The sequence below is a fragment of the Paenibacillus sp. MAH-35 genome, from assembly GCF_058135425.1.
In genome coordinates, this window is record NZ_JBYUPU010000006.1 from 43,050 (window position 1) to 55,874 (window position 12,825).

Sequence of the window (12,825 nt, forward strand, 5' to 3'; positions counted from 1 at the left end):
TAATGAAGAAAGTAAGGAGTAGAATCGGAACATGGAGAGGGGTTCGAATGTGAGTATTCGGAGCAACCTGCGGACGAAGCTGACCGGATGGGTATTTTACCTGCTGGTCTTGACGCTGATCGCAGCCAATCTCGCCCTGTGGGGAAGCGGGAAGGCTAATGCGGAGCGATTGCCGCTCGATATCGTGATCGAGCACGGCTTTGACGGGAAAATGAAGGACGGAAAATGGTTTCCGGTCAAGATGACCGTAACGAATCCGGGTGACGACGTCTCCGGCGATCTGACGGTTCGGATGACGGGCGACGTGAATGGCGGCAAAGGGATCGTGTATGCCGAACATGTCGATCTCCCCAAACAAAGCACGAAGATCGTCTGGTTTGCTCTGCCCGGCAAACAACTGAACGAACGGAACAACGTCATCGCCTTTTATGAGAAAGGAGCCGACAAGGGCAAGGTGATCCCGTTCTCCCAGGACGACGTATCGATCATCACGAAGCCTTTATCGCCGGAAACGCTTATGGCGGGCGTGATGGCCCGTGATCCGGATACGCTTAACTTTTTGTCCCTGCTGAACCAGAAGGGGTATCAAGTGCAGACGACGCTGCTTACGACGGGCGATTTTCCTTGGGAAGCCACGATGCTTGACGGTCTCGATGTAATTGCCTTCAACGATGCGGAAACGGACAGGCTGAAGCCCGAGCAGGTGAAGGACATTGAAGCATGGGTCGAGCGCGGCGGCAAGCTCATACTCGCGGGCGGCGCCGGCTATGCGAAGACGGCCGCTCCTTTCGGCGCGATTGCGCCGGTCACGGTTTCCGGTACCGCCTCGGTTGCGGAGCTCAGCTCGTTCGTTCAGGCGACCGGCCGGGAGCTGGACCTGAAAGGTCCGGTTACGGTATCGGCTGCAGCGGTAAAATCGGGCGAGACGCTGTACGCCGAGAAGGGGATTCCGCTTGTCGTGGAAGCCCCTGTCGGACAAGGCTCGGTCACTTATATCGCTTACGACTTGTCGATGGAGCCGCTGGCGTCCTGGAACGGCAATCCGGCGATCTGGGAACGGATCTTGTCGGATGTTCTGGTTATGAATAACAGCGGCAAATCGGTGCGTATGGACGGAATGTGGGAGCTGAACAACGCCCTGGAAGTATTCCCGCAACTGATTCCTCCCGCTTACGCAATTCTTGCGCTGCTATTTTTGGTATATGCCATAGTCGTCGGGCCGGCGCTGTATATGATTTTAAAACGAATGGACCGCCGCGAGTGGGCCTGGTTCGCGATCCCGATCGTAGCGATCGTAACCAGCGTCTCGATCTATGCGATCGGCGCTTCCGGCCGCGGCTCGACGCTGGCTCAAACGCTCGGAATGAACATCCTCTCCGGGAAAGGGGAGGCAACCCGGACCGCAGCTTCGTCGGTATTCGTGCCGAGCGGCGGCAGCTACGAGCTGGAGTGGGCCGGCAAGCGCAGTATATCTCCGTTTATGGTGAACGACGGAAACTCCCTGCAGTCCGGAAATGCGGATATGATCATTCGATCCGAGCCCGAAAAAACAGTGGCGGCGTTCAAAAACGTTCCGTTCTGGTCGGTGCGCAAAGTGTTCGGCTCGCCGGAAACGGTAGCGGATGCGGGACAGTTCGAATACACGATCCGGCTCGACGCCTCCGGCGCCAAAGGCGAGATCGTCAACAATACGAAATCCGAGATGTACGAAGCCGGCATCTTCATCGGAGGGCAGTGGATCCGGATCGGCGACATGAAGCCGGGCGAGAAGAAGCCGTTTCAGGTCGGAACGACCAACATATCGTCCATGATGTACTCCGACTGGGGACATATCGTATTCCCGTACGCCGGCAATCAGGACGTATGGGAGCGGGAACGCTCGCTTCTGAACAGCTTCTCGCGCAGCTATGCGAGCGGTATGCAGAGCGCCCTGTCTTCGGAGCCTATGATCGTCGCGTTCTCCAAATCGGCCAGCGCGTTGTTCAAGATCGACGGCAAAGATGTGCAGTCGGAGCGGATCGATCTGTACGCCCAGCCGCTCAAGCTGGACTACGTCCAAGGCGACCGGATTTTCATCCCCCGCGGCGTTGTCGTTCCTTTTGTTGAGTCCAGCAACGTTGCACATATGAGCACTTACAATAACGGCGGTATCGATGTAGGCAAGGGCGACTTTAAGCTTGTCTACCGCATACCTTCCCGTTCCAACTGGAAGTTCGAGAAAATAACGCTGGCGATGCAGGTTCAGCAGCAGTTTACCGTGGAACTGTGGAACGAAAGCAAACAGTCGTGGGAAGCGTTAAACAGCAATCCGAGCGAGCTGGACGCCGCCCGTGTGAAGCAAGTGTTGACCGCTACTAACGAGCTGCGCCTGCAAGTAACGAACAGTCAAAACGGCGGCCGGTTCACGTATCCGACGATCGGTGTGGAAGGGGTAGTGTTGCCATGATCGAAATTCGCGAGCTCACGAAAATATACGGACAATTCACGGCGCTTAACCGGCTCGATATGACGATTGACAAAGGAACGGTATTCGGATTCGTCGGTCCGAACGGAGCCGGAAAGTCGACGACGATGTCCATCCTGGCTACGCTGCTCATTCCGACGTCGGGATCGGCCAAAGTGGGCGGGTACGAGGTAACCGAATATCCGAAAGAAGTCCGGAAGCTGATCGGGTATATGCCCGACTTTTTCGGAGTGTACGATAATTTCAAAACGACCGAGTATTTGGATTTTTACGGGGCCAGTTACGGCATTCCCCGCACGGAACGGCTTAAGCTGATCCCCCAGTTGCTGGAACTGGTCAATTTGAGCGAAAAGGCGGACTTTTACGTCGATTCCTTATCCCGCGGTATGAAACAGCGGCTTTGTCTGGCGCGCTGCCTCGTGCACGATCCGGAGCTGCTGATACTCGACGAGCCGGCATCGGGCCTCGACCCGAGGGCGCGGATCGAAATGCGGGAAATTTTGAAAGAGCTCAAATCGATGGGCAAAACGATTATTATTTCGTCGCATATTTTGCCGGAGCTGGCGGAGATGGTGGACGAGATCGGCGTCATCGAAAACGGCACGCTGCTGGCCAAAGGGAAAGTGAACGACATTCAGCAGCGCATGCGCGCCAACCGGGTGCTGCATCTCCGGATATTGGAGAAGGAAGCGGAAGCCGTGGCTTTCCTGAAAGATTTGCCGCTCGTGACGCTCGTCCTGCAAGACGAACTGGGCATCCGGGTCCACTTCGGCGGGCGCGACGAAGAACAGTGGGAACTGCTAAAACTGCTCGTCGCAGGCGGATATAAGGTATTGTCGTTCCATGAAGCGCAGACGGATCTGGAAGACGTCTTCCTGGAGATTACGAAAGGGGTGCGGGCATGACCTGGAAACAAAAGTGGATCAACCCGGTGCTGGAGAAGGAATTCCGCCTTCGGATGCGGACGATCCGATCGCCTCTTGCGCTTCTCGCCTATCTGGTCGTGATCGGCCTGCTGGCGCTCGGATATATTTATCTCGAGATGCACAGCCGCGGCTCGCGCGGTTTCAGCCCGGAATCGAGCCGGATGCTGTTTTACTTTTTGAGCGGCGCACAGCTTGTGCTGGTCTGTTTTATGGCACCAGGCTTGACGGCCGGCGTCATTAGCGGCGAGCGGGAAAAGCAGACGCTGAATATTTTGCTGACGACGCAGCAAAGCTCGGCGACGATTATTTTAAGCAAGCTGTTTTCTTCGCTCAGCTTTATGTTTTTGATCGTTTTCGCTACATTGCCGGTGTACAGTATCGTGTTTTTGTTCGGCGGCATTTCCCCTACGCAACTGCTTGCCGTGTTCGGTTTTTATATCCTCGTCATGGTGGCGCTGGGCTCCATCGGTGTATTGTTCTCGACGGTGCTGAAGAAAACGGTCGTTTCGCTGATCGTCACATACGGGGTCGGATTGTTTCTGTACGTATTTACCGGCTTGGCGGCGATTTTTATTATGGGCGTCACAAATAATCAGGCGAGAGAGGTTTCCGGATTATTAATCGGCATTAACCCGCTGGCGGCGATGATCAGCATATTCGAACCCGGATTTTCGGATGAGTTTTTCAGAGGCGGCTGGAAAGGGATCGAACTTTGGCATATCTTCGTTCCGATTCATATCGTGATTTCTATTGTAGCGGTACTGCTCGCGATCCGTTTCTTGCGGCCGAAAATGAAAAAGCAGACGGTGTAACGCCGGGAGCCGAATTTGAGAGGAGGCCTCATCATGCCGACGGAAACTTTGCGGCGCCACATAGCGGCAATACGAAGACGTCTGATCGCCCTACGGATGGTCCGGCTCATCCAGCTCGGACTGATCGGAGGAGCGGCGGCGGCAGTAGCGTTAGCGGTAGCGGGCCGATGGTTTCCGATCGGGCATTACCGGCTGCTCGCGCTGATACTGGTTGCGGCCGGGGCATTAGCCGGAGTCGTTGCGGGGATGTTCCGGAAGCCGGATGAGCGGGACGCCGCCCGGGAGATGGACCGCAGCGGAGGCTTGGAAGAACGCGTCGGCACGGCGCTCGCCCATCTGGAAGCCGATTCCCCGATTGCGAAGATGCAGCGGGACGAGGCGATCCGGTATGCGGAGTCGTTTCGGAGGGAAGCGCCGAAGCGGCTGCCGGTCCGGCTCGATCCGAAAAAGCTGGGCATGCTCTCCGGGATGGCTGCCGCACTCGTCTTCCTGCTCCTATGGCCCAATGCGATGGACGAGAAAGTGAAACAAAGGCAGGAGGCCAAGCAGTGGATCGAAGAACAGGCAGACCAAATGGAGGAAAAGCGGGAAGAACTGAAATCGCAGAAGCTGCCTCCGCTCGAATTGCAGAAGCTTGATAAAGAGCTGCAGGCGTTGGAGCAAGGTCTGAAGAACAGCGAGACGCCCGTTCAGGCGCTTAACGAAATGGAAAAAGCGATGAAAAAGCTCAAGGAGCAAGAGGAGCAGTGGGTCAAGGAGCAGAAGCAAGCCGAGCTGTGGGCCAAGCAGTGGGAAGCGAATCCGGCGTTGAAGGAGCTCGGCCGCAACTTGTCGGGGCTGAATCGCGAAGGAGTGAACTCGGCGCTGGAAGGGCTTCGTCAGGAAGCGGCCCGGATGACCCCGGAGCAAAAACAGGAGCTCGCCAAAGCGCTTGAGAAGCTGGCCGAATCGGCCGTGTCTGCGGACAAGGAAGCGGAGCAGCAGTTGAAAGATGCGCTGAACCGGCTTGCAAGCGAAGCAAGCGGACCGGCGTCGGCCCAGCCAAACGGAGGGCTTAGCGAGCAAACGCTCCAGGCGCTTCAGGAGGCGCTCGCCCAATCGATCGCGGGCCAGCTTGCCCAGCTCCAGCTCGCTGCGCAGGCCGGGCAGCTGAGCGGCCAACTCGCGCAGGCCGGCCTGCAAGCCGCCGGCCAGTTGGCGGCGCAAGGCGTGGCACTGCCGGCGGCTTGGGGCGCGAACGGGTTGGCGTCCGGGCTGGCTTCGGCCGCTTCGCCCGGAGCGGTCCCGCCGGGAGCCGGCAGCCAGCCGGGCAGCGGCGCAGGCAGCGGCATCGGAACCGGGACCGGACAAACACCCGGTCAAGGCTCGGGAAGCTGGGCAGGCTCGGGCTCCGGTTCCGGGAGCGGCTCCGGGTCCGGTTCTGGTAGCGGAAGCGGCTCGGGTTCAGGCAGCGGAAGCGGAAGCGGCTCCGGATCGGGAGGCGGCGCGGGCGGCCTTGCCGGTGGTGTCGGCAACGGCTCGCGCGGCTTGGTCAATACGCCCCGGACCTCTACGGGCGGCGGTACGACCGAGACGGACAGCGGACCGGTTAACGGCAGAGGGGAAGTGTCCCTGGACGGATCGGCCCCAGCTATGGACGGCGCATCCCGGCCGTATGAGGAAGTGTACTCCGAATACGAAGCCGAAGCGACGCGTTCGCTGAACCGGTCGGAGCTGCCGCAGACGGTTCAGCAGCTGGTCCGCGACTATTTTACCGAAATACAACCGAATCGATAACGATAGGAGGAATTCCTGTGATCGAAACTAAGGAACAGCTGGAGCGGCAGCTGGCGACCGTCGCCGCGATCCGCGAGCAGATCGGACGTGTCATCGTCGGCCAGAAGGAGATTGTCGAGCAACTGCTGTGGTGTCTGCTCGCAGGCGGGCATGCGCTTCTGGAGGGGATTCCCGGACTCGGTAAAACGATGCTCGTGCGGACGATCGCGGATACGGTCGACCTCAGCTTCTCGCGCATTCAATTTACGCCGGATCTGATGCCGGCCGACATTACCGGAACAACGGTGATCCAGTTTGGAGGCCAAGGAGACACGACGTACCGGTTCCAGAAGGGGCCGATATTCGGACACCTCGTGCTCGCGGACGAAATCAACCGGGCTACGCCCAAGACGCAAAGCGCGCTGCTGGAGGCGATGCAGGAGAAGACGGTAACGGTCGGCTCCGAAACTCACGCTTTGCCGAAACCGTTTTTTGTGCTCGCGACGCAAAATCCGCTCGAGAACGAAGGGACTTACCCGCTGCCGGAAGCGCAGCTGGACCGGTTTCTGGTCAAAATCGTCGTCAGTTATCCGACGAAGGAAGAGTTGAAGGAGATCGTGCTCCGCACCACTTCGACTACGGCGATCCAACCGGAGAAGGCGGCGGACGGAGAAGCGATTGTGCACATTCAACAAACCGCCAAGCAGATTCTGGTTGCGGACAACATTCTGGATTATGCGGTCAACCTGCTGATGTGCACGCATCCGGCGGAGGCGGACGCTCCCGAATCGGTAAAGCGTTACGTTCAGTTCGGCTCAGGTCCGCGCGGCATTCAGTCGATCGTATCGCTGGCCAAAGTCCGCGCGTTCTGTGCAGGGCGGATGAACGTGTCGTTTCACGATATCGAGCAAGTGGCGATTCCGGCTTTGAGGCACCGCGTGTTTCTTAACTTCGAAGGCCAGGCGATGGGAATAACGACCGACCGGATATTGCAGGACGTGCTGACCGCGATGGAGAGCCGCCGATGAGCGGGGATATGGCGCTGGATTCGGAGACGCTGCTGCGGCTCGAGCGGATGTCGATTGCCGCCAAGACGAGAGTCCGGGGCACGATGCAGGGCAAGCGCAGGTCCAGACAGACCGGCGCTTCGCTGGATTTCGCCGATTACCGGCTGTACGCTCCCGGGGACGATATCCGGCAGATCGACTGGAATGTGTACGGGCGCAGCGGCAAGCCGTTCGTCAAGCTGTTTCTAGACGAGCAGGAGCTGATCGTCCGGTTGTGGGTCGATGTGTCGGCTTCGATGAATACGGGAGGCGAGCGAAGCGAAGGAACGAACAAGCTGGACTATGCCAAAAGACTGGCTGCCAGTATCGGGTATATGGCGCTCGCCGGATACGACCGGGTAGGCGCCGGACTGTTCGGCGAGCAGGTGTCGTCGACGCTTCCCGTAATGCGCGGCAAAGCGTCCGCACGCAGGCTGTTTCAATATTTGTCGGAGGCGGAAGCGGAGCAGACGGGCGATCTGTTCAAGGCGCTCGGACAGCCCGGAACGCTGCCCCGCCAGCCTGGAATGACCTGGCTGTTCTCGGATTTTCTGTACGAATCGGGCGTCTACGAGACTTTGAACATGCTCGCTGCCGCCAGGCAGGAGGTCGTTGTCGTCCAAGTGCTGTCGCCGGAGGAGTTGCATCCGGAGTTGACCGGCGATTTGCGGCTGGTCGATATCGAGTCGGGAACCGGCAAAGAGGTGGCGATGTCCGGTAAAGTGCTGAAAGCTTATAAGGAAGCACTGGATTCGTATACGGGAGCGCTTCGCGGCTATTGCCACGAGCGAGGCATTACGTATGCGCTGGCTCCGACGAACGTTCCGGTATTGGAATGGATTGCGGGAACGATGCGCTCAAGCGGCGTCCTGCAATGAAGGATTTGACTCAATTACGGCGGCTGACGGGAGGCCCGTGCGAGGAGGTGCTTGGCTATGTTTTTCGATTCCGTCCCGAGCTTATGGTTCGGCTTGTCTTTACCCGCCATTGTGCTGCTGTACTTGTTCAAGCGCAAATATGTGGATACGCCCGTTTCCAGCCACCTGTTATGGAACCGCGTATTGAAAGATATGGAGGCCAACCGGCCGTGGCAGAAGCTGCGCAACCGGCTGCTGATGTTCGTCCAGTTGCTGATGGCGGCGCTGCTGGTGCTGGCGCTGATGCAGCCCTGGATCGCGGCAGGAGGGTCGGCGAAGGAACACGCCGTCATCGTGCTGGACCGGTCGGCAAGCATGACGTCGACGATCCTCACGGCGGACGGCAAGAAGGAGAGCCGGCTCGACCGGGCAAAGACGGCGGTCATGGAATGGGCAGCCGGGGACGCTTCGGGAAGCGCTATCACCCTAATCGCCATGGGGGAACAGGCCGAAGTGCTGTTGTCGCGTGAAACGGACCGGAATCAGGTGAGAGCGGCACTGGATGCGGTCACCCCCGCCTACGGCAAGACGGCGTACAAAGAAGCGATGTCGCTCGCATCCGCCTTGACGCGGGACGGCAAGGATGCGGAAATCCGCCTTTTTACGGACGGGTTGTTCGCCGAACCGGTAACCGGGCTGACGTTCGAGGTGCCCGTTACCGTAATGAAGCCGGAGGATGAGGCTTCAGCCGCCGGAGGCAATGTGAGCGTTACGCAGTTCGGAGTCAAAAGCAGCCGGGAATCCGGCGGACTGGCGACGGCGGTCGCTTCCGTCAAAAACTGGGGGCAGGCCCCCGCCCAGATCGATATAACGGTGTATGCGGGCAAAGAAATGGCCGATATGCGCCGGGTGACGGTGGAGCCGGGGAAACAAACGTCCGTGTACTTTGAAGGTCTTGCTCCGGCGGACTGGTACAAGCTCGATATCGGACAAAACGACACCCTTGCGGCGGATAACGTGTCCTACGCTTTTCTGGCCGGCGAACGGCCCAAGCGGGTGCTGGCGATCGGGAGCGGCAATCTGTTTCTGGAAAAAGCGCTGCAGCTTGCCGGGGCCGAAGTGACGAAGCTGCAGCCGGAAGGGGCGGACGCGTGGATTGCGACGTTAAAGCTGGAATCCGCTCCCGACGTCATCGTGTTGGAGTCGGTTCCGGAAGGCGCATTGGCCTCGGACGCCTGGAAAAAGCTGCTGGCCGGCAAACCCGTCCTGTATGCAGGGTCCGGCTATGAGGGCAAGCCGGCCTCCGTACCGGCGGGGTCTTACACGATTGCCGAGCACCCGGTCACCCGCTATTTGAAATTCCAGGACACTCACGTGGCTTCCGTCCGGCAGCCTTCGAACGCATTATGGGGCAAGCCGGTCTTATCGGCCGGCGAGGTGCCGCTTGTGTACGCCGGTACGGACAATGGCGTGCCGCGGCTATTGATCGCATTTTCCCTGCAGCAGTCCGATTTGCCGCTGAGAACCGAGTTCCCGGTGTTCGTCCAGAATGCGCTGGAGTGGTTAACCGCTTCGCAGGGCGGAAGCTTGGGCCGGGCGGTAGCCGCAGACCGCAAGGAAATCGCGATGTCTCCCCGCTCGTCCTCGGCGGTATGGATCGATGCGGAAGACGGCAGGACGGCCGGCGAGGCAGAACTGACGTCAGGGCGTCTGGCGGCGTTGCAAACGGTGCCGGATCAGCCCGGGCTGTACCGCCTGGAGGAGAAGGACGAAGCCGGGCAGACGGTGCAAATGCGCTGGCTCGGGGTTACGATGGATTCGCGCGAATCCGGTACGGCTGCAGCGGAGCTTGAATTCAAGCCATCGTCCGGTACGGCCGGGGAAGCCGGAGAGGACAACACGGAAGCGGGGGCGCCTTCGAAGTCGCCGTATTGGCTGTGGCGCTGGATTATAGCTTTGGCACTGGTTGTCGTCGTATGGGAATGGGGGGTGTACCGGCGTGGGACTTCAGTTTGATTCAGCTTTGTATATGCTGCTTCTCATTCCGGCGGCCGCCTATCTCGTATGGATGTGGAGGACGACGTCCAGGCTGGCCGGCTGGCGCAAACGGATCGCTTTCGGCCTGCGCAGCCTCGTGCTGCTGCTGCTGATTTTGTCGCTTTCCGGCCTGCAAAGCTTTGCCGTGATCGAGCGAAAGGCGGTCGTATTCGTAGCCGACCGTTCGGACAGCATGACCGATTCCGCGTCCCTGGAGTCGTGGATTCGCCAATCCGCCGCAGCCAAAGCGGACGACGATTCGGCCGGAGTCGTCTCAGCGGGGCTGGAGGCGGTCATCGAGAAAAGTCCGGACCCGGAAGGGGCCGAGCGGTTTACGTTTACCAGCAAAGTGAACTCGCAGTTTACGCGGCTTGACGCGGCGCTCCAGTTGGCGGAGACGCTGATGCCGGCGGATGCGTCGCCGAGAATCGTGCTGATGTCCGACGGCAGAGAAAATGTCGGGGACTTGCTCAGGCAAGGGAAGCTGCTCAGGGACAAAGGGATTCCGGTCGACGTCCTGCCGCTTCCGTCCAAGGAACGCCGCGATGCGGCCGTCGATTCCTTGACGCTGCCGGAGAAGCTGTATCAGGCCGAACAGTACGCGCTCGAGGTCGCCGTATCGAGCTCGTTCGCCACGACCGGAGAGCTGCGCATTTATGAAGACAACCGGGAAATCTCGAGCCAGCAGGTGGCGCTGGAGAAAGGCCAGAACCGGTTCGCGCTGCGCGGGCTTGCGAAAGAACAGGGACTGCACCGGTACCGGGCGGAACTGTACGCCGCCGGCGACGAAGTGTCGGCGAACAATGCCGCATACGCGTTCAGCCGCGTGTCGGGGCCTCCCAAAGTGCTGCTGGTGGAAGGAACCGCCGGCGCGGCGTCTAATATGACGGGCGTGCTAAACTCCGGACTGATTCCGTACGACCTGATCACGCCGGAGATGCTGTCCCGCGAGCTGGCCGACTATACCGGCTACGACTCGATCGTGCTCGCCAACGTAGCGGCCACCCGGATGTCGGACAGCCAGATGAGCATGATCGAACAGGCGGTGCGCGATTACGGCGTCGGGCTTGTGATGACCGGGGGAGACGAAAGCTTCGGACTCGGCGGTTACTTCAAGACGCCTGTCGAGCGTGCGCTTCCCGTATATATGGATTTGCGGGGGAAAAGGGAAGTCCCGTCGCTGGCGCTGATGCTCGTCATCGATAAGTCGGGCAGCATGTCCGGCGGCAAGATGGAGCTGGCCCAGGAAGCCGCGACCCGGACGATTCAGCTCATGCGCGAGAAGGATACGATCGGCGTCCTCGCCTTCGATTCCACTCCCTGGTGGGTCGTCGAGCCGCAGCTGCTGACAGATCCGAAGAAAGTGTCGGAGCAGGTCAACTCGATTACGGCCGACGGCGGGACGGAAATCTATACCGCCGTGGAGCAGGCGTATCAGAAGCTGGTGGACGTAAAGGCCCAGCGCAAGCATATCATCCTGCTTACCGACGGTCAGTCGGCCACGAACCAAAGCTATGAAGCGCTTGCCGATCATATGGTGAAAAACGACATTACCTTGTCGTCGGTCGCAATCGGGGACGGAGCGGATACGCAGCTGCTCGAGCGGCTCGCTCAGCTTGCCAAAGGGCGTTATTATTTCACGAACGACCAAACGACGGTCCCCGCGATCTTCAGCAGGGAAGCGGTGCTGATGTCCCGCACGTATATCGTTGACCAGCCGTTCGTTCCCGCGGTCGGCCAGGCGGCGGAATGGAACCCGATGTTTGCGGGAGGGCTGCCGCAGGTGAACGCTTATATCGCCACGACGCCGAAGGAGACGGCGGAAGTGGCGCTGATGAGCCCCGAGCCGGACCCGCTGCTTGCGCGGTGGCAGTACGGAGCGGGCAAAACCGTCGCTTGGACGAGCGACCTGACCGGCAAATGGTCGGGAGACTGGACCCGGTGGAACCGGTTCGCCGATGTATTCAGCCGGATCGTCAAGTGGACGTTCCCGCAGTTCGACGCGTCTCCGCTGGAGCTTGCGAGCCGGATGAACGGAAATGAAGTGACGCTTGACGTCCGCAGCGGCGGAGGCGACGGGACCGGGTACCCCGGCGAGCTGAAGGCGGTCGTTACCGATGAGGAGCTGAACCGTACAGAGGTTGCCCTTGAGCCTACCGTGCCGGGGGAGTACAGCGGGCTGCTGGATGTCGCCAAGCCCGGCGTTTATTTGACCAAAATCGAGGCTGCCGGGGAGGAAGCGGGCACGGCCGGCGCTGCGACCGGCATGACGACCGGGTTCGTAATTCCCTATTCGCCGGAATACCGGATCAGCCAGGAGGACGGGGCGGAGAAGCTGAGACGTCTGGCGGAGCTGACCGGCGGGCGGGTGCTGTCGCCGGACAATCCGGAAGAGGCGTTCGCTTCCGCCACGGTGCCGAAAAAGCGCGTCCACGACCTGACGCGGCCGCTGCTGATCGCGGCGCTGCTCGTCTGGCTCGCGGACATCGCGGTCCGCCGCCTCCACGTGCCGTGGGAGCGGCTTGTCCGCCCGCTCGCGGCCTCGACTCGCGGCCGCCGTCCGCAATCGGCCGCAGCCGGCTCCGCCGCCGCGGTCGGCCGATTGCGCACCCGCGTCGCGGAGCGCGGCCAGCCTCGGCCGCCGGCCTCGGCGCCGTCTACCGCCGCGCCGCTGCAGGCTTCGCCGCATGCGCCGCCTGCGGCGTCCGGAGCCCCGGCTCCGCGTCCGGCCCCCGGTCCGGGGCCGGGGACAACGTCCGGCCAGCCTGCGCCGTCCGCCGCGGTCCGGGCGGCGTCCGCACCTGCGCCTGCGGCAAGCGCGGATGCGCCTGACAACGGCACGGAACGGCTGAACCGGCTGCTCGCCGCCAAGAAGCGGCGGGACCGGTAAGCCGTTTCTGTTCACGAAACATGCGCCCGCCGATAGCG

General features: G+C 60.6%; 8 protein-coding genes. All 8 read left to right on the forward strand.

Features of this window, described 5'->3' with window-relative positions; all coding sequences use genetic code 11:
- The first annotated feature begins 49 nt into the window (after positions 1 to 49).
- From AC3Y2E_RS08195 to AC3Y2E_RS08230, 8 genes are read left to right on the forward strand one after another with little or no spacing between them, the layout of a single operon-like run.
- Positions 50 to 2,446, forward strand: a complete 2,397-nt coding sequence (locus AC3Y2E_RS08195; RefSeq protein WP_379209016.1) for a DUF8725 domain-containing protein — start codon at positions 50 to 52, stop codon at positions 2,444 to 2,446.
- On the forward strand, positions 2,443 to 3,369 hold the full coding sequence (locus tag AC3Y2E_RS08200) for an ABC transporter ATP-binding protein (protein ID WP_379209018.1): 927 nt from the start codon (positions 2,443 to 2,445) through the stop codon (positions 3,367 to 3,369). The genes AC3Y2E_RS08195 and AC3Y2E_RS08200 overlap by 4 nt, the downstream gene beginning before the upstream one ends.
- Positions 3,366 to 4,202 (forward strand): ABC transporter permease, encoded by an 837-nt coding sequence (locus tag AC3Y2E_RS08205; protein ID WP_332074345.1) that lies wholly within the window; start codon positions 3,366 to 3,368, stop codon positions 4,200 to 4,202. Before AC3Y2E_RS08200 ends, AC3Y2E_RS08205 begins: the two co-directional genes overlap by 4 nt.
- A gap of 33 nt (positions 4,203 to 4,235) precedes the next feature.
- Positions 4,236 to 5,978 carry a DUF8809 domain-containing protein gene (locus AC3Y2E_RS08210; protein ID WP_379209020.1) on the forward strand — a complete coding sequence of 581 codons (1,743 nt, stop codon included), beginning with the start codon at positions 4,236 to 4,238 and terminating at the stop codon, positions 5,976 to 5,978.
- A gap of 17 nt (positions 5,979 to 5,995) precedes the next feature.
- Positions 5,996 to 6,985 carry an AAA family ATPase gene (locus AC3Y2E_RS08215; RefSeq protein WP_379209022.1) on the forward strand — a complete coding sequence of 330 codons (990 nt, stop codon included), beginning with the start codon at positions 5,996 to 5,998 and terminating at the stop codon, positions 6,983 to 6,985.
- Positions 6,982 to 7,881, forward strand: a complete 900-nt coding sequence (locus tag AC3Y2E_RS08220) for a DUF58 domain-containing protein (RefSeq protein ID WP_379209024.1) — start codon at positions 6,982 to 6,984, stop codon at positions 7,879 to 7,881. Before AC3Y2E_RS08215 ends, AC3Y2E_RS08220 begins: the two co-directional genes overlap by 4 nt.
- A 57-nt stretch (positions 7,882 to 7,938) precedes the next feature.
- Positions 7,939 to 9,876: a VWA domain-containing protein gene (locus tag AC3Y2E_RS08225; RefSeq protein ID WP_379209026.1), complete on the forward strand. Its 1,938-nt coding sequence runs from the start codon at positions 7,939 to 7,941 to the stop codon at positions 9,874 to 9,876.
- Entirely contained in the window at positions 9,860 to 12,787 is a 2,928-nt protein-coding gene (locus tag AC3Y2E_RS08230; RefSeq protein ID WP_379209028.1) for a VWA domain-containing protein, read from the forward strand. The genes AC3Y2E_RS08225 and AC3Y2E_RS08230 overlap by 17 nt, the downstream gene beginning before the upstream one ends.
- The last annotated feature ends 38 nt before the right edge of the window (positions 12,788 to 12,825 follow it).

What these genes read in the sequence shown, in the direction of transcription:
- AC3Y2E_RS08200 (WP_379209018.1), top strand. Translation starts at nt 2,443, where the DNA reads ATGATCGAAATTCGCGAGCTCACGAAAATATACGGACAATTCACGGCG.
- AC3Y2E_RS08205 (WP_332074345.1), top strand. Translation starts at nt 3,366, where the DNA reads ATGACCTGGAAACAAAAGTGGATCAACCCGGTGCTGGAGAAGGAATTC.
- AC3Y2E_RS08210 (WP_379209020.1), top strand. Translation starts at nt 4,236, where the DNA reads ATGCCGACGGAAACTTTGCGGCGCCACATAGCGGCAATACGAAGACGT.
- AC3Y2E_RS08220 (WP_379209024.1), top strand. Translation starts at nt 6,982, where the DNA reads ATGAGCGGGGATATGGCGCTGGATTCGGAGACGCTGCTGCGGCTCGAG.
- AC3Y2E_RS08225 (WP_379209026.1), top strand. Translation starts at nt 7,939, where the DNA reads ATGTTTTTCGATTCCGTCCCGAGCTTATGGTTCGGCTTGTCTTTACCC.